This is a genomic window from Pseudomonas sp. CAU 1711, from assembly GCF_039888625.1.
GTDB lineage: Bacteria > Pseudomonadota > Gammaproteobacteria > Pseudomonadales > Pseudomonadaceae > Aquipseudomonas.
The window spans coordinates 17,120-39,283 of record NZ_JBDQQT010000011.1; the positions used below are offsets into that span (position 1 = coordinate 17,120).

At 67.3% G+C, this 22,164-nt stretch carries 13 protein-coding genes, 1 tRNA gene and 1 pseudogene; 3 read left to right on the forward strand and 12 right to left on the reverse strand.

The features are described 5' to 3' along the window. Positions 1-3: 3 nt before the first annotated feature. The 7 genes from pheT to AAFN46_RS13630 form a co-directional block, all read right to left on the reverse strand. Positions 4-2,382 (reverse strand): phenylalanine--tRNA ligase subunit beta, encoded by a 2,379-nt coding sequence (pheT, locus tag AAFN46_RS13600; RefSeq protein ID WP_347809234.1) that lies wholly within the window; start codon positions 2,380-2,382, stop codon positions 4-6. 43 nt (positions 2,383-2,425) lie between these two features. Beyond that, complete coding sequence (pheS, locus tag AAFN46_RS13605) at positions 2,426-3,442, reverse strand: phenylalanine--tRNA ligase subunit alpha (RefSeq protein WP_347809235.1); 1,017 nt, start codon at positions 3,440-3,442, stop codon at positions 2,426-2,428. Between the two features lie 95 nt (positions 3,443-3,537). Then, positions 3,538-3,894 (reverse strand): 50S ribosomal protein L20, encoded by a 357-nt coding sequence (rplT, locus tag AAFN46_RS13610; protein WP_044874620.1) that lies wholly within the window; start codon positions 3,892-3,894, stop codon positions 3,538-3,540. 31 nt (positions 3,895-3,925) lie between these two features. Continuing rightward, complete coding sequence (gene rpmI / locus AAFN46_RS13615) at positions 3,926-4,120, reverse strand: 50S ribosomal protein L35 (RefSeq protein ID WP_021701550.1); 195 nt, start codon at positions 4,118-4,120, stop codon at positions 3,926-3,928. Positions 4,121-4,180: 60 nt separating this feature from the next. Further along, complete coding sequence (infC, locus tag AAFN46_RS13620) at positions 4,181-4,732, reverse strand: translation initiation factor IF-3 (protein WP_347809373.1); 552 nt, start codon at positions 4,730-4,732, stop codon at positions 4,181-4,183. Further along, entirely contained in the window at positions 4,732-6,654 is a 1,923-nt protein-coding gene (gene thrS / locus AAFN46_RS13625; RefSeq protein ID WP_347809236.1) for a threonine--tRNA ligase, read from the reverse strand. The genes infC and thrS overlap by 1 nt, the downstream gene beginning before the upstream one ends. A 224-nt stretch (positions 6,655-6,878) precedes the next feature. Beyond that, positions 6,879-6,955 (reverse strand) — tRNA-Val (locus AAFN46_RS13630). 185 nt (positions 6,956-7,140) lie between these two features. On the opposite strand from AAFN46_RS13630, the gene AAFN46_RS13635 reads away from it, so the two are divergent. Then, a complete protein-coding gene (locus AAFN46_RS13635) occupies positions 7,141-8,424 on the forward strand; it encodes an FAD-binding oxidoreductase (RefSeq protein ID WP_347809237.1) in 1,284 nt (427 codons plus the stop codon). 55 nt (positions 8,425-8,479) lie between these two features. Here AAFN46_RS13635 and AAFN46_RS13640 read toward each other — a convergent pair whose 3' ends face one another. The 5 genes and pseudogenes from AAFN46_RS13640 to AAFN46_RS13660 all read right to left on the reverse strand — a co-directional run bounded on the left by AAFN46_RS13640 (position 8,480) and on the right by AAFN46_RS13660 (position 12,049). Further along, entirely contained in the window at positions 8,480-8,785 is a 306-nt protein-coding gene (locus AAFN46_RS13640; protein ID WP_347809238.1) for a DUF2388 domain-containing protein, read from the reverse strand. 147 nt (positions 8,786-8,932) lie between these two features. After that, entirely contained in the window at positions 8,933-10,360 is a 1,428-nt protein-coding gene (locus tag AAFN46_RS13645) for a diaminobutyrate--2-oxoglutarate transaminase (protein ID WP_347809374.1), read from the reverse strand. Between the two features lie 198 nt (positions 10,361-10,558). After that, positions 10,559-11,071, reverse strand: a pseudogene (locus AAFN46_RS13650) (4'-phosphopantetheinyl transferase superfamily protein); the annotation flags it as partial. Beyond that, on the reverse strand, positions 11,058-11,834 hold the full coding sequence (locus AAFN46_RS13655) for an alpha/beta fold hydrolase (RefSeq protein WP_347809239.1): 777 nt from the start codon (positions 11,832-11,834) through the stop codon (positions 11,058-11,060). The gene AAFN46_RS13655 and the pseudogene AAFN46_RS13650, both read right to left, overlap by 14 nt. Further along, positions 11,834-12,049 carry an MbtH family NRPS accessory protein gene (locus AAFN46_RS13660; RefSeq protein ID WP_347809240.1) on the reverse strand — a complete coding sequence of 72 codons (216 nt, stop codon included), beginning with the start codon at positions 12,047-12,049 and terminating at the stop codon, positions 11,834-11,836. The genes AAFN46_RS13655 and AAFN46_RS13660 overlap by 1 nt, the downstream gene beginning before the upstream one ends. A gap of 179 nt (positions 12,050-12,228) precedes the next feature. Here AAFN46_RS13660 and AAFN46_RS13665 point away from each other — a divergent pair, with 179 nt between their 5' ends. Both AAFN46_RS13665 and AAFN46_RS13670 read left to right on the forward strand, forming a co-directional pair. After that, positions 12,229-13,215: a TauD/TfdA family dioxygenase gene (locus AAFN46_RS13665; protein ID WP_347809241.1), complete on the forward strand. Its 987-nt coding sequence runs from the start codon at positions 12,229-12,231 to the stop codon at positions 13,213-13,215. 2 nt (positions 13,216-13,217) lie between these two features. Then, positions 13,218-22,115, forward strand: coding sequence for an amino acid adenylation domain-containing protein (locus AAFN46_RS13670; RefSeq protein ID WP_347809242.1), 8,898 nt, complete (start codon positions 13,218-13,220; stop codon positions 22,113-22,115). The last annotated feature ends 49 nt before the right edge of the window (positions 22,116-22,164 follow it).

Below are 22,164 nucleotides of genomic sequence, written 5' to 3' on the forward strand. Positions count from 1 at the left end.
ACGCTACTTCCTTAACGTGGCGTTGAACCTTTCTTCCAGCGAGGTGAGGATGTTTTGCGTAGTTGTATTCACCTCATCGTCGTTAAGAGTGCGCGATGGATGTTGCCAGGTCAAGCCGACGGCCAGGCTTTTTCTATGTGGATCAATGCCTTTACCGTGATACACGTCAAATAGCCTGAGGTCCGTCAGCCACTCGCCGGCGGCCTCGCGGATGCAGGCGAGCACGGCCTCGGCCGGCTGCTCGCGATCCACCAGCAGGGCCAGGTCGCGGCGCACCTCGGGGAAGCGCGACAGCTCACTGAACGCCGGCATACGCCCGGCAGCCACTTCGGCCAGTACCAGTTCGAAGAGGAACACCGGCTGATCCAGGCCGAGGGTCTTGGCCAGCTCCGGGTGCAGGGCGCCCATGAAGCCGACCAGGCGCCCTTCCCGCTCGATGCGCGCGGTCTGCCCCGGGTGCAGGGCCGGATGCTCACCCGGCACGAAGGCAAAGGCATCGGCGGCGCCGGCATAGCCCAGCAACGCCTCGACATCGGCCTTGAGGTCGTAGAAGTCGACGCTCTCGCGGCCGTTGGCCCAGCCTTCCGGCAGGCGGCTGCCACTGATCACGCCAGCCAGCATGGCCTCCTGCTTGAGGCCCTCAAGCTGGCCGACGAAACGCAGGCCGCTCTCGAACAGGCGCACGCGCGACTGCTGGCGATTGAGGTTGTGCTCCAGCGCCTTGATCAGGCCCGGCCACAGCGAGGAACGCATGGCGGCCATGTCGGCGGAGATCGGGTTGGCCAGCTGCAGCGGTGCCACGCCAGGGCTGAACAGCTCGAACAGCTTGGGATCGATGAAACTGTAGGTGATGGCTTCCTGATAGCCGCGCGCCACCAGCAGGCGACGCAGGGCCGGCAACTCGGCACGCGCCTCGGCCTTGGCCTGCGGCGCCAGGCGCGCCTGCGGGTAGCGCACCGGCAGGCGGTTGTAGCCATACAGGCGGCCCAGCTCTTCGATCAGGTCCACTTCCAGGCTGATGTCGAAGCGGTGGCTGGGCACGCTGACCTGCCACTGGCCGGCGCCCTGGGCGACGGTGCTCAGGCCCAGCGAATTGAGCAGGCGCTCGACCTCGGCGCCGTCCATGTCCATGCTCAGCATCTGGCTGATACGCTCGGCGCGCAGGGTGATCGGCGCGACGCTCGGCAGGTCGGCGGCGCTGGCCACCTCGCTGATCGGACCGGCCTCGCCGCCGACGATCTCCAGCAGCAGCGCGGTGGCACGCTCCATGGCGCCGCGCGCCAGCTGCGAGTCTACGCCGCGCTCGAAGCGGTGCGAGGAATCGGTGTGCAGGCCGTAGGAACGGGCCTTGCCGGCCACGGCGATAGTGTCGAAGAAAGCGCTTTCGAGGAACAGATCGCGGGTCTTGCCGCTCACGCCGCTGTGCTCGCCGCCCATCACGCCGGCGATGGCCAGGGCGCGATTGTGATCGGCGATCACCAGGGTGTCGGCGCGCAGGCTGACTTCCTGGCCGTCCAGCAGGACCAGTTTCTCGCCCTCTTCCGCCATGCGCACACGGATGCCGCCGTTGATCTCGGCGAGGTCGAAGGCATGCATCGGCTGGCCGAGTTCGAGCATCACGTAGTTGGTGATGTCGACGGCGGCGTCGATGCTGCGGATGTCGGAACGACGCAGGCGCTCGACCATCCACAGCGGGGTCGGCCGGGACAGGTCGACGTTGCGGATGACGCGGCCCAGGTAGCGCGGGCAGGCCTTGGGCGCCAGCACTTCGACCGGGCGCACTTCGTCATGGCTGGGCGCGACCGGAGCGGTGGAGACCGCCGCCACCGGCGCGCCGTAGATGGCGCCGACTTCGCGAGCCAGGCCGGCGAGCGACAGGCAGTCGCCACGGTTGGGAGTCAGGCCGATCTCGATGCTGGCGTCGTCCAGGCCCAGGTAGGCGCGGATGTCCTGGCCGAGCGGGGCATCGGCCGCCAGCTCCATCAGGCCATCGTTGTCGTTGCTGATCTGCAGCTCGGAGGCCGAGCAGAGCATGCCCTGGGACTCCACGCCGCGCAGCTTGGCCTGCTTGATCTTGAAGTCGCCCGGCAGCTCGGCGCCGATCATGGCGAAGGGAATCTTGATGCCGGCGCGGGCATTGGGCGCGCCGCAGACCACCTGGAAGCTGGCGCTGCCATTGCTGACCTGGCACACGCGCAGCTTGTCGGCGTCCGGATGCTGTTCGGCGCTGAGGATCTCGCCCACCACCACGCCGCTGAACTGGCCGGCGACCGGAGTCACCGCGTCCACTTCCAGACCGACCATGGACAGGCGGGCCACCAGTTCGTCGCGCGAGACCGCCGGGTTCACCCAGCCGCGCAGCCACTGTTCACTGAATTTCATGCTGTCTGTTCTCCTTAAGCGAATTCGATACGGGTCGGGCGGCCTAGCGGAATTGCGCCAGGAACCGCAGGTCGTTATCGAAGAACAGGCGCAAGTCGTTGACGCCGTAACGCAGCATGGCCAGGCGCTCGACGCCCATGCCGAAGGCGAAGCCCTGGTACTTCTCCGGGTCGATGCCGGACATGCGCAGCACGTTCGGGTGCACCATGCCGCAGCCCATCACTTCCAGCCAGCCGGTCTGCTTGCACACGCGGCAGCCCTTGCCCGAGCACATCACGCACTGCATGTCGACTTCGGCCGACGGTTCGGTGAAGGGGAAGAAGGAGGGACGGAAACGCACGCCCAGCGGCTTCTCGAAGAACACCCGGAGGAACTCCTCGATGGTGCCCTTGAGGTCGGCGAAACTGATGCCCTCGTCGACCAGCAGGCCTTCGACCTGGTGGAACATCGGCGAGTGGGTGATATCGGAGTCGCAGCGATAGACGCGGCCGGGGCAAACGATGCGGATCGGCGGCTGCTGCGATTCCATGGTGCGCACCTGCACCGGCGAAGTGTGGGTGCGCAGCAGCATGTTCGCATTGAAATAGAAGGTGTCGTGCATCGCCCGCGCCGGGTGGTGGCCGGGGATGTTGAGCGCCTCGAAGTTGTGGTAGTCGTCCTCGACTTCCGGGCCCTCGGCCACGTTGTAGCCGATATGGGTGAAGAACTGCTCGACGCGCTCCAAGGTGCGGGTGACCGGATGCAGGCCACCGGAGGCCTGGCCACGGCCCGGCAGGGTCACGTCGATGCGCTCGGACGCCAGCTTCTCGGCGAGCAGGGCCTGCTCAAGCACGGACTTGCGGGCGTTCAGGGCGTCCTGAACCTGGTTCTTGGCGGCATTGATCAGGGCGCCGGCCTGCGGACGCTCTTCGGCGGACAGCTTGCCGAGGGTCTGCATCAGGGCGGTCAGCTCGCCCTTCTTGCCGAGATACTGCACCCGGAGCTGCTCCAGGGCGTTGACGTCTGCGGTGTTTTGCACGGCCTCGAGCGCTTGCGAGACCAATGCATCCAGGTTTTCCATGTACGGACTCCAGATACGAAATAGGGGAAGAGCTCGAAGGCTCTTCCCCTATCTTTGACGTTGCCACCGGGCGAACCCGGTGATTGTCGGGGGACTTAAGCCAGAACGGCCTTAGCTTTCTCGACAATCGCAGCAAACGCCGCTTTTTCGTTCACTGCCAGATCGGCCAGAACCTTGCGATCGATCTCGATGGCCGCTTTTTTCAGGCCAGCGATCAGGCGGCTGTAGGACAGACCGTTCTGACGAGCACCGGCGTTGATACGAGCGATCCACAGAGCGCGGAACTGACGCTTGCGCTGACGGCGGTCACGGTAGGCGTATTGGCCTGCCTTGATCACGGCCTGCTTGGCAACGCGGAACACGCGCGAACGCGCGCCGTAGTAGCCTTTGGCGAGTTTCAGGATTTTCTTGTGACGGGCACGAGCGATGACGCCACGCTTAACACGAGCCATGAGTAATTACCTCTAAAGAATCTTGACCGAATTAACGAACGCGCAGCATGCGCTCGACTTTTGCCTTGTCCGACGGATGCATCAGCTCGCTACCGCGCAGTTGACGCTTACGCTTGGTGGACATTTTGGTCAGGATGTGGCTCTTGAAAGCGTGCTTGTGCTTGTAGCCGGCAGCGGTCTTGAGGAAACGCTTGGCTGCACCGCTCTTGGTTTTCATCTTTGGCATGTTTAGTACTCCGCATTCATTAACAACTGATAACCATCAGGCCTGCCAGTGCCCGGGAGGTTATTTACGCTTCTTGGGAGCGATGACCATCATCAGCTGGCGTCCTTCCAGCTTGGGATGCTGTTCGACGGTACCGATTTCGGCGAGGTCGGCTTCGACCCGCTTCAGCAGTTCCATCCCCAGCTCCTGGTGGGCCATCTCACGACCACGGAATCGCAAGGATACCTTGGCCTTGTCCCCTTCATTAAGGAAACGTACCAGGTTGCGTAGCTTTACCTGGTAATCCCCTTCTTCCGTCCCTGGACGAAACTTGATTTCTTTGATCTGTTGCTGGTGCTGGTTCTTCTTCGCAGCAGCAGCCTGCTTCTTCTTCTCGAACAGGTGCTTGCCGTAGTCCATGATCCGGCAAACCGGTGGTACCGCATCCGCGGAGATCTCCACCAGATCCAGCTTGGCCTCTTCGGCGGCGCGCAGCGCCTCGTCGATCGAAACCACACCAATCTGCTGGCCGTCCGCACCGATCAGACGAACTTCACGGGCGGTGATGTTCTCGTTGATCGGCGCCTTGGGGGCGGCCCGCTTATCCTGTCTCATTTCACGCTTAATAGTGATTACTCCGAATCTTGGCGACCACGCCGGGAAACCGCTTGCTTGAGCTGTTCGGCGAACTGTTCCAGGGGCATGGAGCCCAGGTCGACACCTTCGCGGGTACGCACAGCAACGGCACGAGTCTCAACTTCCCTGTCGCCAATAACCAGGAGATAGGGAACCTTGAGCAAAGTATGCTCGCGGATTTTAAAGCCGATTTTTTCGTTTCTCAAGTCGGACTTGGCACGGAACCCGCTTTGATTCAGGGCCCGTTCGACTTCCAGGGCGAAATCGGCCTGCTTGTCGGTGATGTTCATGACCACCGCCTGAGTCGGCGCCAGCCAGGCCGGGAAGGCTCCGGCGTAGTGCTCGATGAGCATGCCGATGAAGCGCTCGAAGGAGCCGAGGATGGCGCGGTGCAGCATAACCGGGCGCGTACGGCTGTTATCTTCGGCGATATAGCTGGCATCCAGGCGCTCCGGCAAGTTCGGATCGTACTGCAGGGTGCCGCACTGCCAGCTCCGCCCCAGGCAGTCCTTGAGGGTGAATTCGATCTTCGGACCGTAGAAGGCACCCTCGCCCGGCTGGTATTCCCAGGCCAGGCCGGACTCGTTCAGCGCATCGGCCAGCGCGGTCTCGGCGCGATCCCACAGCTCGTCGGAACCCACGCGTTTGGCCGGACGGGTCGACAGCTTCATGGAAATGTCGGAGAAGCCGAAGTCGGCGTAGACCTGCAGGGTCAGCTTGATGAAGTCGGAGGCCTCCTTCTTCACCTGATCCTCGGTGCAGAAGATGTGCGCGTCGTCCTGGGTGAAGCCGCGCACACGCATGATGCCATGCAACGCGCCGGAGGCCTCGTTGCGGTGGCAGGAGCCGAACTCGGCCATGCGCAGCGGCAGGTCGCGGTAGGACTTCAGGCCCTGGTTGAAGATCTGCACGTGGCACGGACAGTTCATCGGCTTCACCGCATAGTCGCGATTTTCCGAGGCGGTGGTGAACATGTTCTCGGCGTAATTGGACCAGTGCCCCGAGCGCTCCCAGAGGATGCGATCGACCACCTGCGGCGTGCGCACCTCGACATAGCCGTGCTCGCGCTGCACCTGGCGCATGTACTGCTCCAGCACCTGGTAGACGCTCCAGCCATTCGGATGCCAGAACACCATGCCCGGCGCCTCTTCCTGCAGGTGGAACAGGTCCAGCTGCTTGCCGATGCGGCGATGGTCGCGCTTCTCGGCTTCCTCGATGCGCTGGATGTAGGCGGCCAGCTGCTTCTTGTCCGCCCAGGCCGTGCCGTACACGCGCTGCAGCTGCTCGTTCTTCGAGTCGCCACGCCAGTACGCACCGGAAATCTTGGTCAGCTTGAAGGCCTTGAGGAAACGAGTGTTGGGCACGTGCGGACCGCGACACATGTCCACGTACTCCTCGTGGAAGTACAGACCCATGGCCGTCTCGTTCGGCATGTCGTCGATCAGGCGCAGCTTGTATTCCTCGCCGCGAGCCCTGAACAGCTCGATGACCTCGGCGCGCGGCGTCATCTTCTTGATGACATCGTAATCCTTGTCGATCAGTTCGGCCATGCGCTTCTCGATGGCCGCCAGGTCTTCCGGCGTGAAGGGACGATCGATGGCGATGTCGTAATAGAAGCCTTCGTCGATCACCGGGCCGATCACCATCTTGGCGTTCGGGTAGAGCTGCTTGACCGCGTGACCAACCAGGTGCGCGCAGGAGTGGCGAATGATCTCCATCCCCTCCTCGTCCTTCGGCGTGATGATCTGCAGGGTCGCGTCGCTCTCGATCAGATCGCAGGCATCCACCTGCTTGCCATTGACCTTGCCGGCCAGGGTGGCCTTGGCCAGGCCGGCGCCGATGGACTGCGCCACTTCGAGCACGGAAACGGGGCGATCGAACGAACGCTGACTGCCGTCGGGAAGAGTGATGATGGGCATGGCGCCTCCTCTCCTAGTGGTGACCCCTACCAAAGGCCACGTGGGTTGGGATGAGCCAGGAAGCGATCCGGCGGCATACCTGCCTGACGATGGCAGGAGCCTTGCGGCAAACCGGACAGACCGCAGTCACTGGAAGTAAACGGAATCACGGATGCTTTCAGAAAGCCTATGCTCTGACAAGCAGCCAATAAAAAAGGGGTCGTATCTACGACCCCTTTCTAATTTGGTAGGCACAATTGGACTCGAACCAACGACCCCCACCATGTCAAGGTGGTGCTCTAACCAACTGAGCTATGTGCCTGCAATGGCTGCGCATTTTAGGGATATCCGTCCGAGTGTCAACACCTTTTTTCTCTAACTCTCTGAAAAAGTGGATTTTTTGCTGCACAGCAGGACGTTAAAAATTTTGCACAGAGGCTAGCCGGCGAATTTTGCCTCGGGTAGCATTCGCTCACATCGTAAAAAATAAAGAACATAGGTTCAAATATGACGCACACTCCCTACCCCCAGTCCTATTACGCCGCCTCCGCCAACCCGGTACCGGAGCGCCCCGAGCTGCAAGGTGAGGTCGAGACCGACGTCTGCATCATCGGCGCCGGCTACACCGGTCTCTCCACCGGCCTGTTCCTACTGGAGAACGGCTTCAAGGTCACCATTCTCGAAGCCGCCAAGGTCGGTTTCGGCGCCTCCGGCCGCAATGGCGGCCAGATCGTCAACAGCTACAGCCGTGACATCGACGTGATCGAACGCACCGTCGGCCCGAAGCACGCCAAGCTGCTCGGCGACATGGCCTTCGAGGGCGGCCGCATCATCCGTGAGCGCATCGCCAAGTACGACATCCAGTGCGACCTGAAGGACGGCGGCGTGTTCGCCGCCAACACCACCAAGCACATGAAGCACCTGGAGTCGCAGAAGAAACTCTGGGAGCGCTACGGCCATACCCAGCTGGAGCTGATGGACGAGAAGCGCATCCGTGAAGTGGTGGACACCGACGCCTATGTCGGCGGCATGCTGGACATGAGCGGCGGCCATATCCATCCGCTCAACCTGGCCCTGGGCGAAGCCGCCGCCGTGGAATCGCTGGGCGGCGTCATTCATGAACAGAGTCCGGCCGTGCGTGTCGAACGCGGCGCCAATCCCGTGGTGCACACGCCGAAGGGCCGGGTTAAGGCCAAGTTCGTGGTAGTGGCCGGCAACGCCTACCTGGGCAACCTGCTGCCGGAACTGGCCAGCAAGTCCATGCCTTGCGGCACCCAGGTGATCACCACCGAGCCGCTGTCGGACGAACTGGCCAAGAGCCTGCTGCCGCAGGACTACTGCGTCGAGGACTGCAACTACCTGCTCGACTACTATCGCCTGTCCGCCGACAAGCGCCTGATCTTCGGCGGCGGCGTGGTCTACGGCGCCCGCGACCCGGCGAACATCGAGGCGATCATCCGCCCGAAGATGCTCAAGACCTTCCCCCAGCTGAAGGATGTGAAGATCGATTTCGCCTGGACCGGCAACTTCCTGCTGACCCTGTCGCGCCTGCCCCAGGTCGGCCGTATCGGCGACAACATCTACTATTCCCAGGGCTGCAGCGGCCATGGCGTGACCTACACCCACCTGGCCGGCAAGCTGATCGCCGAAACCCTGCGCGGCCAGGCCGAGCGTTTCGACGCCTTTGCCAGCCTGCCGCACTACCCCTTCCCGGGTGGCCGCCTGTTCCAGGTTCCGTTCAGCGCCATCGGCGCCTGGTACTACAGCCTGCGCGACAAGCTCGGCGTATAACGCCACGGCCAACGAAAACGGCGCCCTTGGGCGCCGTTTTTCATTCTTCTACCGCTCAGAGCGCGAGAATCGCCCTGGCCAGGCGCATATCATCCGCCTGCAACTCGGGCTGCTTGGCGCGGATATGCCGCAGAGCCGCTTCCAGACGAACGCCGCGGATGGCGCCATCGCTGGCGACGAAGCTGGCCGCGTCATCCCGGGCCTCGCGCACAATCTTGTCGTCACCGAAGGTGGAGGAGGTGGCATCGGTGGTGCTGTCCACCGTGTTCACTAGGCCGTCGGTCGTGACCACGAAACTGGTCGCCCCCGCCTGCACACAGAACCCCAAGGCCAGCGTCGCCAGCCAGTATTTGCCTTGCATGCTGTCATCTCCCTTTGCATGAGAACCGCCGGCAGCTTAGCAGCCGCCTCGGTCACCTGTCGCCAGGAGCGTCAGGCTCCAACGGAACCTCTCCTCTTATCCGCACTACTCCCTTACCAGCCATAGCCCCCATCCTTGGAGGCGAACTCAGGCGATATGCAATGCCTTACCGGTCAGCTCATGCAAGGCACTACGCAGCCCGTCCTGGAAGCGCTCCGCCAGTAAATCGATCTCCTCCGCCTGGATGATCAGCGGCGGCAGGAAGCGCACGACAGCACCATGTCGTCCTCCCAGCTCAAGGATGACACCAAGCCTCAGGCACTGCCGCTGCAGCGCCTGGGCCAGAGCAGTGAATGCCGCGGGCGCACCCACGCCAGGGGTTTCCGAAGCGACTATTTCCACACCGACCATCAGCCCGCGACCTCGTACCTGGCCAATGCATGGATAGTCTGCCTGGAGGCTGCGAAGGTGACGCATCAGGCGCTCGCCCATGGCTTCGGCATGGGTCGCCAGGTTCTCGCCGAGGATGTGCCGCAGGGTCGCCGCACCGGCGGCCATGGCCAACTGGTTACCGCGGAAAGTGCCGGCATGGGCGCCGGGCTTCCAGGTGTCCAGTTCTTCCCGGTACACCATCACCGCCATGGGCAGGCCGCCGCCGATGGCCTTGGACAACACCAGCACGTCCGGCTCGATGCCGGCATGCTCGAAGGCGAACAGTCGGCCGGTACGACCCAGGCCGGTCTGCACTTCGTCCAGAATCAGGGCGATGCCGTGTTTGCGAGTGATCTGCCGCAACCCCTGCAGCCAGCGCGCCGGCGCCGGAATCACCCCACCCTCGCCCTGCACCACCTCCACCACCACCGCCGCCGGCGGCAGCACGCCGGACTCCGGGTCGCTCAACATCTGCTCGATGTAGTGCAGCCCGGCATCGATGCCCGCCTCGCCGCCGAGGCCGAACGGGCAGCGATAGTCGTAGGGATAGGGCAGGAAGTGCACGTCGCTGACCGAGGAACCCAACCCCTGTTTCGGCCCCAGGTTGCCCATCAGGCTCAGGGAACCATGAGTCATGCCATGGTAGCCGCCGGCGAAGGCCAGGATGGACTTGCGCCCGCTGGCGATCTTCGCCAGCTTCAGCGCGGCTTCGATGGCGTCCGACCCGCTCGGCCCGCAGAACTGGATGCGCGCATGCCTGGCAAAGTTCTCCGGCAATGCGGCGAACAACTCTTCGACGAAACGGTCCTTCACCGGCGTGGTGAGATCGAGGGTATGCAGCGGCAAGCCTGTATCCAGCGCCTGGCGCATGGCGGCGATGGCGACCGGATGGTTATGCCCGAGCGCCAGGGTGCCGGCGCCGGCCAGACAGTCCATGAACAGCTGGCCCTGGGTGTCGCGCACGTAAATGCCGTGGGCCTCCTGCAGCGCCAGCGGAATGCGGCGCGGATACGAACGGGCATTCGATTCGCGGGCGCTCTGGCGTTGCAGGTAGGCGTTGCTGCCCAGCTCGCGCGGGCCCTGGCGGCGGAAATGCTCCAGCGTGAAGGTGCTGGCGGAATGGAGGTTCACAGGATGTTCCATGGTGCGGTTTCCCTTGGCGGAGAGGAACAAGGTGGTTGAAGGACCTGCATCCAGATCCAGCGATTGCAGGCAAATGAGTGGGTTCTCGATGGGCGTGGCGACGCTGCCCAGGTAGCCGGATGGGAGCGTCAGGGGGCGCAGACACCAATGGTCATCGCCTGCGACGGCCCAGGCATGGCCCCGACCGTCCAGGCGGATGCCGTCGAGCGGCACGCTCAAGCCCTCACCCGTCCCTTTCAGATAGGCTTCCTTGAGCGTCCACAGACGCAGCAGGCGAATGCGCGCCTCCCGCTCCGGCAAGGCCAGCAGCGTCTGCAGCTCTTGCGGGTGGCAGCAGGCCGGCGCCAACTCGCGCCAGTCCAGTTCTGGGTCGATGAGTTCCAAGTCGATGCCAAGCGGAACCTTGGACAGCGCGATCAGCGCCAGCTGGCCACTGTGGCTGACATTGAACTCGAGGCGCGGCAGGGCGGCGGCCAGGCGCGGCTTGCCGTGGCAGCCCTCCTCCAGCACGACGCCCTCCGGCGGCAGGCCGAGACAGCCGCCGAGCACCTGACGCAAGGCGGCGCGGGTCTGCACGAAGCAATGGCGGGCGCGCGAGCATTGGTAGCGCTGCGCCCGTGCCCGTTCGGCCGGACTGAGTCGATCCAGGGAGACCGGCGCGCCGTCGAGAGCGACCCGCCACACCTGGATGTTGCGCTCAGCCAGTCGCATGCCGAGCCTCGTTGGTCGCCAGCAAGCGCTGCAGGAGACCGAGCAACTCGGCCTCCTGCTCGAACAGATAGAAGTGGCCACCGGGAAACAGCCAGGTCCGACAGTCACCCGTGGTCTCCTCCGTCCAGCCGGCGAGCAGCGGCACGGGCACCCCGGCGTCGGCCTGCCCGGCCAGCACGTGAATGGGGCAGGACAGCGGCGGCGCGGCGCTGTAGCGGTAGTCTTCGCAGAGGGCGAAATCGTCGCGGATGATCGGCAGGAACAGGTCCAGCCATTCGGGATTGTCCAATACTTCCTGCGGCAGACCGTTCATGCCGCGGATCACCTCCAGGAACTGCGCCGCGGGCAGGTCGCAGACCCGCTCCCGCCAACCGTGGGCGGCCGGCGCGGTGCGTGCCGATACCAGCAAGGCCGAGGGCGCGAGACCTCGGCCGCGCAACGCCCTTGCCGTCTCGAAGGCGAGCAACGCGCCCATACTGTGACCGAACAAGGCGAATGGCTGGGTCGCCGACTGCCCCCCGGCGATCGCCTGCGCCAGGGCCTCGGCCAGTTCGGCCAGGGATTCGGCGCGGGGTTCGTTGAACCGCGCGCCGCGTCCCGGCAGCTTGACCAAAGCAACTTCCACGCCCTCGCCCAGACGGTCGCACCAGTGCTGGTAAACGGTGTGCCCGGCGCCGGCATAGGGGAAGCAATACAGGCGCAGACGGGCCGCCCCACCGAGCGGCACGGGCACAGAGAACCAGGGGTTGCTCGCCGCGCCCATCAGCCCTGCCCTTGTTCCTGCAGGGCCTGACGCAGGCTGAGTGGGCGCATGTCGGTCCACACCTCTTCGATGTAGGCCAGGCACTCTTCCTTGCTGCCCTGCTTGTCCAGCGCGCGCCAGCCAGCGGGAATCTCTTTGTAGTCCGGCCAGATGGAGTACTGCTCCTCGTGGTTGGCCACTACTACGAAACGGGTCTCGGGACTGTTCCAGCTCATCGTACTTCCTCGATCGGTTCACAGAGATGCTCGTCCCGGCGGGCAGCGAGCAGGATTAGCGTTGCTTTTTCAATGATAATTATTATTATTAAGCTTTACAAATAGCTATGACTAACAACTACTCAGAATGAGCAGCGGATCGCGGACCTGGGGTTTCGGTCCGCCCGCAAGAGGATTCCATGTTGATTCAAGCTGCACTGGGGGATGGGCTGATCGTGCGGGCACTGCGCACGGAAGGGGCGTTGCCACTGTTGGTCGAGCCGCCGGAGGGAGACGGCAACTGGCGGCACTGGCTGCCGGCCTTGCAGGAGCTCGCGCGAACTCGCCTGCCGGACGTGGGTGGTCTGTTATTGCGCGGCTTCGATGTGCTCGGCGAGCAGCCGTTCCAGCAATTGGCGCGCGCCTTCGGCCACGAGTTGCTCGGCTACGAGTTCGGCTCCACCCCGCGCCAGGCGGTGGAGCAAGGCGTGTACACCTCCACCGAATATCCCGCCCACCAGGTCATTCCTCTGCACAACGAGCAGTCCTATACCCTCGCCTGGCCGTTGAAGATCTGGTTCCACTGCGTGCAACCGAGCGTCGAGGGCGGCGAAACCCCTATCGCCGACAGCCGCCTGATCTACCGACGCCTCGACCCGGCACTGCGCGAGCGCTTCGCCGAGCGCCGCCTGATGTACGTGCGCAACTACGGCAACGGCCTGGACCTGCCCTGGGAGCAGGCGTTCAACACCGCCGACCGCGCCGAGGTGGAGCGCTTCTGCCGGGCGGGCCGCATCGAGTTCGAATGGAAGGCCGACGGCGAGCTGCGCACCCGCCAGGTCTGCCAGGCGGTGGCACGCCACCCCCGTACCGGTGACATGGTCTGGTTCAACCAGGCCCACCTGTTCCATGTCTCCAACCTCGCCCCCGCCGTGCGCGAGGGCCTCTTGGCGGTGGTCGAGGACCCGCTGGACCTACCGCGCAACGTCTACTACGGCGACGGCAGCCCGCTGGAAGAGGATGCCCTGGCGCAGATCCGCGACGTACTCGACGCCTGCACGGTGCGCTTCCCCTGGCAGCAAGGCGACGTGCTGATGCTCGACAACATGCTGGTGGCGCATGGCCGCGCCAGCTTCAAGGGATCGCGCAAGGTGATCGTGGCCATGGCCGAGCCGGCGCAGGAGTGAGCATGACGACCTTGCACAAACACCTCGCCAGTCATGGCCAGCGGGCGCTATGGACCTTCCACCGGCTGAATCCCGACAGCCCTGCCTACAACATGGTGCTAGCCCGCGAGCTGCGCGCCGACCTGGATACCGACCGGCTGTGCGCCGCCTTCGCCCTGGTGGTGGCCCACTTCGAGGCGCTGCATTGCGCCTACCGTGAGGAAGACGGCCAGTTGTGGATGGTTCAGCCCGAGCGCATCGCGGCGGATGTGCTGGTCGAACGCAGCGAACGTGACGAGTCCGGCGCCAAGGCGTGGCTGGAGCGGCATGCCGACCTGCCCTTCGACCTGGAGCAGGGGCGGGTCTGCCGCCTGCATCTGCTGTGCGGCCAGCAGCGGCTGTACATGTGTGCCGCCTTCCACCATATCGCCGGCGACTTCTTCAGCGTCGAGTGGATGCTGGAGCTGACTTTCGCCACTTATGAGGCGCTGGGTAACGGGCAGCCGCCCAGGCTGCCGGAGCCCGGCCTGTATTTCGCCTGGCTGGACGAGCAGCATGCACTATTGGGCGACGCCGAAGGGGAGAAGCTGGCGACGTTCTGGCGCGATCACCTGGCCGGTTCGCCGGCGCCCTTGGAGCTGACGCCCGACCACCCGCGCCCGCCTGCCCCGAGTCACACGGGCAGCGAGCTGGAGCAATGGTTCGAAGAAAGCGACAGCCTGGCGCTGAGGGCCCTGGCCGAACGCCTGAAGATCAGCCCCTTCGTGCTGCTCGCCGGCCTGACGCAGGTCTTCATGCACCGCTATGCCGATCAGGATGACTTCCTTATCGGCACGCCCGCCATGGACCGGCACAAGGCCAAGTACAAACAACTAATCGGCTACACCCTCAACTCCCTGCCGTTGCGCGCCCGCTTCGCCGGCAACCCACGGCTGATCGATTGTCTGCACGCGACCTCGGTGCAGCTACGCGAAGTGCTGCGCCATCGCCGCTATCCGCTGGCCCGCATGCCGCAGGGGGCCAGCCTGTTCCGCCATATGCTCACCTACCTGCCCAGCCGCCGCGAACGGGCGCTGGCCGACTACAGCCTGCACGAGTACTTCGCCACCCAGCGCGGCGCCGCCAACGAGCTGAACCTGCGCTGGCAGGACAATGGCCACCGACTGCTGGCGCAGTGGCGCTACCGTGACGACCTGTTCGGCGCCGAGCGCATAGCCCGCATGGCCGAGCATTTTCTCGCCTTCGCCCGCGCCGCCGTGGCCCACCCCGAGGCGCGCCTGAGCGAGCTGCCGATCTGCCCGCCGGCGCATGCCTCGCGGCTCACCGGGCCGCTCCAGGCGCCGACGCAGGCCAACGCCCTGGCGGCGTTCGAACGGCAGGCGGCTCTGCACCCGCGGCGCATCGCCCTGCAGGATGTCGAGGGCAGCCTCGATTACGCCGCCTTCGACCACGCCGCGCAGCGCCTGGCCGACCGCCTGTACGCCGCCGGCCTGCGCCAGGGCCAGGTGGCGGCCCTGGCCCTGCCCCGTGGCCGCGCGCTACTCACCGCCATGGTCGCCGCCTGGAAGCTGGGCGCCGCCTATCTCTGCCTCGATCCGGCGCTGCCCGCCGCGCGGCGCCGGCACATGCTGGACGACAGCCGCGCCGCGCTGCTGGTGGGCCAGGGACAAGCCCCCGGCGAATTCGCCGGCCACGTCTGGCTGGACCTGGACCATGCGCAGGAGGCGCCGCCCGCGCCCAGGGTCGTCGCCCATCCCGCGCAACCGGCCTACCTGATCTACACCTCCGGCTCCACCGGCCAGCCCAAGGGCGTGGTGGTCAGCCAGGGCAACCTGATCCATTACGTAGTGGGCGTACTGCAGGCCCTGCAGCTGCCGGAGCAGGCCAGCCTCGGTGCGCTCGCCACGGTGGCGGCGGACCTCGGCTACACCGCCTGGTTCGGCGCGCTGCTCAGCGGACGCACGCTGCGGCTGATCGACGACGCCCTGGCGAGCGACCCGCAGGCCCTGGCCGAAGACTTCGCCCGCCAGCCGCTGGACTGCCTGAAGATTGTGCCGTCGCACCTCAAGGCCCTGCTCGCCGCGAGCGACCCGGCCCGCCTGCTGCCGCGCCGCTGCCTGGTGCTCGGCGGCGAGGGGCTGGACCTGGCCCTGCTGCGCCGCCTGCGCGAGCTGGCGCCGGACTGCCGCATCGTCAATCACTACGGCCCGACCGAGACCACCGTCGGCTGCCTGACCCACGCGGTAGCGTCCGACGCTCCCACACTCTCCGGCTATGCGCCGGTCGGCACGCCGCTGGCCAACGTCAGCGTGCAGGTGCTGGACCGCTACCTCAATCCGCTGCCCATGGGCTCGGCCGGCGAGCTGTACATCGGCGGTCCAGGCGTCGCCAGCGGCTACCTGGGCCAGCCGTCGCTCACCGCCGAACGTTTCATCCCCGATCCCTTCGCCGCCGCTGGCGGCCGCCTGTACCGCACCGGCGACCGCGCCCGCCTGCTGCCGGGCGGGGCCATCGAGTTCCTCGGCCGCATCGACCATCAGGTGAAGATCCGCGGCTTCCGCGTCGAGCTGGGCGAGATCGAGGCCTGCCTGCAAACCTGCGCGCAACTGCGCGACGCGGTGGTGCTGGCGCAACCGAGCGGACAGGGTTCCGGACAGCGGCTGGTGGCCTATCTGGTGGCCGCCGGCACCCTGGACCTGGATGAGCTGCGCGAGCGACTGGCGGCCCGGCTCCCGGACTACATGATGCCCGCCGCCTTCGTCGAACTGGCCGAGCTGCCGCGCCTGGGCAACGGCAAGGTGGACCGCCAGCAGCTGCCGCAGGCGCCGGCCAAGGCCGCCCCGGCTTTAGCCGAAGGCGCGCCGCGCAATGCCGTGGAAAGCACCCTGGCCGAGCTGTGGTGCGCACTGCTCGGCCGCGACACGGTGTCCATACAAGACAACTTCTTCGCCCTCGGCGGCGACTCCATCCTGGCCCTGCAGCTGATCGCCAAGGCCCGCCAGCAGGGCCTGAAGTTCACCCCCAAACAGCTGTTCGCCGAGCCGACCATCGCCGCCCTCGCCGCTCGTCTCGATAGCCCGGCCAGCGAGCTGGAAAACCGCCTGCTGGCACTCTGGCGCGAGCTGCTGGGCAACCCGGCCATCGGCCGCGAGGATGACTTCTTCGCCCAGGGCGGCGACTCCATCCTCGCCCTGCAACTGATCGCCAAGGCCCGTCAGGCCGGCCTGCGCTTCACCCCCAAGGAGCTGTTCGAGCATCCCCGCGTGGCAGCCCTGGCCGCCTTGCTGGCCCAACGCAGCGCCGCGCCGGCTGCCGAAGCCGCGCCAGCGGCCAAGACACTGGCGCCCTTCGCGCTGTCGCCGCTGCCGGCCGAACGTCTGGGCGAGCTGACCAACACCGAGCTGGAAGACGCCTATCCCCTGTCCCCGCTGCAGAAGGGCCTGCTGTTCCACAGCCTGCTGGAAGACGGCAGCGGGGTTTACCACAACCAGCTGCAGGCCGAGCTGAACGGTCCCTTCGTGGCGCAGCGCCTCATCGAGGCCTGGCGGGCCGCGACGGCGGCCCATCCGCTGCTGCGCACCGGCATGCTCTGGCAGGGCCTGGACGAGCCGCTGCAATGCGTGCATCGCGACCTCGAGCTGCCGGTGCGCCTGCTCGACTGGCGCGGCCGCGACGAGGACGACTGCCGCCAGGCCCTGGCCGACTATTGCCGCGACGACCGCCGCCAGGGCTTCGACCCGGCCCGCCCCCCGCTGCAGCGCCTGGCCCTGATGCAGCTCGGCGAGCAACGCTGGTGGCTGGTGTGGAGCCGCCACCACCTGATCGCCGACGGCTGGAGCTCGGTATCGCTGCTCGACGAGATCCTCGCCCGCTACCAGGGCGAAACGCCGCCGCCGCGCCCGCCCTACCGCGACTATATCGGCTGGCTGGCCGCCCAGCCCGCGCGGGACTCCCTGCGCTTCTGGGCGGAGCGCCTGGCCGGCTTCGAAGGTGCCGGTTCGCTGCCGCAGCTGGCCGCGCCGCGCCCCGGCGAGGCGGTGGACCATCGCACCCACCACCTGCGCCTCGACGCCGGAGCCAGCGCCCGCCTGAACGGCGCCGCGCGGCGGACCGGTGTCACCCTCAATACCCTGGTCCAGGCCGCCTGGGCGCTGCTGCTGGCGCGCTACAACGACCAGCCCGAGGTGGTCTTCGGCATCACCAGCAGCGGCCGCCCCAGCGAACTGCCGGGGGCGGAACGGATGCTCGGGGTGTTCATCAACACCCTGCCACTGCGTCTGAAGATCGAGCCGCGACAGGACCCGGCGACCTTCCTCCAGGCCGTGCAGCGCGCCGCCGTGGCGCTGCGCGAGCACGAGCAGACGCCGCTGGCCGAGATTCTCCAGGCCAGCCCGCGCGGCGCCGCGCTGTTCGATACCCTGCTGGTGTTCCAGAACCTGCCGGCCGCCGCCGAACGCCGCCTACAGGCCGGCTCGCTGACCCTGCAGGCCCTGGATAACCTGGAGCAGACCAGCTATGGCCTGACCCTGGAAGTCCTGCCCGGCCGCGAACTGGAACTGCTGCTCAGCGCCGATGTCCGGCGCTTGCCGGTGGCCGCCTTGCAACGCCTGGCCGGGCACCTGCGCGAAGTGCTACTGGCGCTGGCCGAAGGCACAGGCAGGCTCGCCGACCTCCCGCTGCTCGGCGCCGCCGAACGCCAGCAACTGGACGCCTGGGGCAGCCACCCGGCGGACTACGCGCTGCAGCCCGACTGGGAGGCGCGGGTCGCCGCCCGCGTCGCCCTGCACCCCGAACGCAGCGTCGCCCGCTGCGGCGGCGAGCGCCTGAGCTACGCCCAGCTGTGGCAGCGCTCCGAACGCTTGGCCCGCGGCCTGAACGCCCTGGGCGTCGGCCCGGACCAGCCGGTGGCGCTGCTCGCCGAGCGCGGCCTGGATCTGCTCTGCCTGATGGTCGCCACCCTGCGCGCCGGCGCCGCCTGGCTGCCGCTGGAGCCCAGCCAGCCGCCGGCACGCTGGCAGCAGGTGCTGCAGCGCGCCGGCCGGCCGCTGGCGGTATGCGCCGAGGCGTATCGCGAGCGCCTGGCCGAGGGCTACGACGGCCCCGTCGCCACCCCGGCGCAGCTGCTGGAGCACAGCACCTCCGGACGCCTGCCGAGCGCGCCGGCCCGCCCGCAGCAGCTGGCCTACGTGCTGTTCACCTCCGGCTCCACCGGCCAACCCAAGGGCGTGATGGTCCCGCGCGCCGGCATGCTCAACAACATGCTGGCCAAGGTCGAGCCGCTGGGCCTCGGCGAGCACGACGTGATCGCCCAGACCGCGCCGGCCTGCTTCGATATCTCCGTCTGGCAGACCCTCAGCGCGCCGCTGTTCGGCGCCTGCGTGGAAATAGTGCCGGACGCGGTGGTGCGCGACCCGCTGGCGCTGCTCGACCTGCTCGCCAGCCGCCAGGTCAGCCTGCTGGAGCCGGTGCCCGCGCTGCTCCAGGCCATGCTCGAGGTACAGGGCGACAGCGCCATCGAGCTGCCGGCCCTGCGCTGGGTGCTGCCCACCGGCGAGGCGCTGCCGGCGCCGACCGCCCGCGCCTGGCTGGCCCGCTACCCGCACATCCCGCTGATGAACGCCTACGGCCCGGCCGAATGCTCCGACGACGTGGCCTTCCAGCCCCTGCACGAAGCGCCAGCGGACGGCGGCAGCGTGGCCATCGGCCGGCCCACCGCCGGCGCCGAGCTGTACGTGGTGGACAGCGCGCTCGATCCGCTGCCCATAGGGGTGCCCGGCGAACTGGCGATCGGCGGCATCGGCGTCAGCCGCGGCTACCTGGCGGACCCGGCGCGCACCGCCGCGGTGTTCGTGCCCAACCCGTTCGGCCCGGCGGGCAGCCGCCTGTACCTGAGCGGCGACCTGGCGCGCTGGCGCGAGGACGGCGTGCTGGAATACCTCGGCCGCAAGGACTTCCAGCTCAAGCTGCGCGGCTTCCGCATCGAGCCGGGCGAAATCGAGGCCTGCCTGGAACGCCATCCCGCCGTGCAGCGCGCGCTGGTCTGTCTGTGCCGCCTGGGCGACAGCGAGCTGCTGGTGGCCTATTGGCAAGGCACTGACGAGGCCAGCGACAGCGCCCTCGCCGAGCATCTGCGCGGCGAGCTGCCGGCCTACATGCTGCCCGCCGCCTGGGTACGCCTGGAGCAGTGGCCGCTCAACGCCAACGGCAAGGTGGAGCGCAAGGCCCTGCCGCTGCCGCAACTGGCCGAGCAGGCGCTGGAGCCGCTGCGCACGGCGACCGAACGGCGCCTCGCCGCGCTCTGGGCGGAGCTGCTGCCGCCCCAGGCGCTGGGCCGCCAGAGCCACTTCTTCGAGGCCGGCGGCCACTCGCTGCTGGCCACCCGGCTGCTCGCCCGCGTGCGCCGCGACCTCGCCGCCGAGTTACCCTTGCGCGCGCTGTTCGAGGCGCCGCGCCTGTGGCAGATGGCCGAGCGCATCGACGCCTGCGGCAGGGCCCCGGACAGCTTGCCGGCGCTGCGTCCGGTAGCGCGCCAGGCGCGCATGCCGCTGTCCCTCAGCCAGCAGCGTCTGTGGCTGGTGGACCGCCTGCAGGGCGCCTCCGCCGCCTACAACATGGCCGCCACCCTGCGCCTGCGCGGCGCGCTGGACGTCGAGGCCCTGCGCGCCACCTTCGCCGCGCTGCTGCAACGCCATGAGGTGCTGCGCAGCGCCTACCCGGAGATCGACGGCGAGCCCTGGGCGGTGATCGCCCCGGCGCTCGACGTCGCCCTGCCCTACCGCGACCTCAGTGCCCTGCCCGCCGCCGCGCGTGACGCCGAGGCCGCCCGCGACAGCCTGGAACACCTGCGCCGGCCCTTCGACCTGACCCAGGCGCCACTGCTGCGTGCCGCCCTGCTCAAGCTCGACGAGCAGCACCACCTGTTGCACCTGGCCCTGCACCACATGGTCGCCGACGGTTGGTCGGTGGGCGTACTGGTCGACGAGTTCAGTCGCCTCTACCAGAGTCTGCGCGACGGCGTTCCCGCCGCGCTGCCGCCCCTGCCGGTGCAGTACGCCGACTACGCCCTGTGGCAGCGCGACTGCCTGCAAGGCGAGCGCCTGCAGCGCCACATCGCCTTCTGGCGCCAGGCCCTGGCCGGCGCGCCCCAGGTGCTGGCGCTGCCGAGCGACTTGCCACGCCCGGCCCAGGCGAACAGCGCCGGTGCCGCCCATGCCTTCCGGGTGCCGGCCGCGCTGGTGGCGCGTCTGCAGGCGCTGGCCCAGGCCCAAGGGGCCAGCCTGTACATGGTGCTGCTGTCTGCCTTCCAGCTGTTGCTGCACCGCATTACCGGCAGCCGCGACCTGCTGCTCGGCACTGACGTGGCCGGCCGCGAGGCCGCCGAACTGGAGGGGCTGATCGGCTTCTTCGTCAACGTGCTGCCGCTGCGCTCGCAACTGGGCGAAGGCGCGCGTTTCGTCGACCTGCTGGAGCGCACCAAGCAGACCTGCCTGGCCGCCTTCGAACACCAGGCGCTGCCGTTCGACCGCATCGTCGAGGCGCTGGAGGTGCCCCGCGAGCGCAACCGCAACCCCTTGGTGCAGGCGCTGTTCGTCCTGCAGAACACCCCGCAGGGCCGCTTCGCCATCCCCGGCCTGGAGGTGGAGCTGCTGCCGCCCGCCGAACGCACCAGCAAGTTCGACATGGCCCTGTTCCTCGAACCGACCGCCGACGGCCTGCAGGGCGACTGGGTCTACGCCCGCGCCCTGTTCAAGCCCGAGCGCATCGCCGCACTGGCCGCCGACTGGCTGGCCATCCTCGAACAGGCTGCCGCACAGCCTGAAGCCGTGCTGGCCCCTCCCCCGACGCCACACCAGGAGTCCCCCGTCATGGGCAAGCGCCCGGACCTGAACGCCAAGCTGGACAAGCTGAAGAAACTGCCGGCCCGCGGCCCCGCCGCGCCGCGCCCGCTGATCAAGACCCGCCCGCTCAGCGCCGAGCGCGACTTCCCCCTGCTGGTGGAACCGGCGGTCGCCGATCTCGACCCCGTCGCCTGGGCCGAACGCGCCCGGGCGCAGGTCGACGAGCTGCTCTGCCGCCATGCCGGCCTGCTCTTCCGCGGCTTCGCCCTGAGCGGCATCGCCGACTTCGAGGCCTTCGCCGAGGCCCTCCACCCCGGGCTGTTCGGCGGCTACGGCGACCTGCCGAAGAAGGAAGGCGGGCGCAACATCTACCGTTCCACCCCCTACCCGGAGCGGCAGATGATCCTCTACCACAACGAGAGCGCCCACCTGCCGCGCTCGCCGCGCAAGCAGTGGTTCTACTGCGAGCAGCCGTCGCCGGTGGGCGGCGCCACGCCCATCGTCGACTGCCGCGAGTTGTACCGGCGCCTGCCCGCCGAACTGGCGGCGACCTTCGAGCGCAAGGGGCTGCTGTACGTGCGCACCTTCACCGAGCGCTTCGACGTGAGCTGGCAGGAATTCTTCAAGACCGACGAGCGCGCCGTGGTGGAAGCCCAGTGCCGGGCCAGCGGCACCGAGTTCGTCTGGCTGGCGGGCGACGAGCTGCAGACCCGCACCCGCTGCCCGGCGGTGATCCGCCACCCCATCAGCGGCGAGCGCAGCTTCTTCAACCAGGTGCAGCTGCACCACGTGTTCTGCCTGGAGCCGGAAGTGCGCGAGGACCTGCTCACCCGCCTCGGCCTGGAGCGCATGCCGCGCCACGTCTACTACGGCGACGGCAGCCCGATCGAGGACGCGACCATGGAGCTGCTCGGCCACCTCTACGAGCAGTGCGCCGTGCGGTTCGACTGGCAGCGCGGCGACGTGGTGATGCTCGACAACCTGCTCGCCGCCCACGCCCGCGACCCCTATGAGGGGCCGCGCAAGATCGTGGTGGCCATGGGCGATTTGCATGCGCCCGCGGACCTCGTTATCGAGCCGTGATGGAAACGGACAAGCTGCTCGCATTAATTCCACCCACGTTTTGGATTGA

Coding starts and splice junctions, on each gene's coding strand:
- rplT (WP_044874620.1), bottom strand. CDS start 3,894: ATGGCTCGTGTTAAGCGTGGCGTCATCGCTCGTGCCCGTCACAAGAAA.
- AAFN46_RS13660 (WP_347809240.1), bottom strand. CDS start 12,049: ATGAGCTGGAACAGTCCCGAGACCCGTTTCGTAGTAGTGGCCAACCAC.
- AAFN46_RS13640 (WP_347809238.1), bottom strand. CDS start 8,785: ATGCAAGGCAAATACTGGCTGGCGACGCTGGCCTTGGGGTTCTGTGTG.
- AAFN46_RS13670 (WP_347809242.1), top strand. CDS start 13,218: ATGACGACCTTGCACAAACACCTCGCCAGTCATGGCCAGCGGGCGCTA.
- AAFN46_RS13645 (WP_347809374.1), bottom strand. CDS start 10,360: ATGGAACATCCTGTGAACCTCCATTCCGCCAGCACCTTCACGCTGGAG.
- AAFN46_RS13655 (WP_347809239.1), bottom strand. CDS start 11,834: ATGGGCGCGGCGAGCAACCCCTGGTTCTCTGTGCCCGTGCCGCTCGGT.
- thrS (WP_347809236.1), bottom strand. CDS start 6,654: ATGCCCATCATCACTCTTCCCGACGGCAGTCAGCGTTCGTTCGATCGC.
- AAFN46_RS13665 (WP_347809241.1), top strand. CDS start 12,229: ATGTTGATTCAAGCTGCACTGGGGGATGGGCTGATCGTGCGGGCACTG.
- pheS (WP_347809235.1), bottom strand. CDS start 3,442: ATGGAAAACCTGGATGCATTGGTCTCGCAAGCGCTCGAGGCCGTGCAA.
- pheT (WP_347809234.1), bottom strand. CDS start 2,382: ATGAAATTCAGTGAACAGTGGCTGCGCGGCTGGGTGAACCCGGCGGTC.
- AAFN46_RS13635 (WP_347809237.1), top strand. CDS start 7,141: ATGACGCACACTCCCTACCCCCAGTCCTATTACGCCGCCTCCGCCAAC.
- rpmI (WP_021701550.1), bottom strand. CDS start 4,120: ATGCCAAAGATGAAAACCAAGAGCGGTGCAGCCAAGCGTTTCCTCAAG.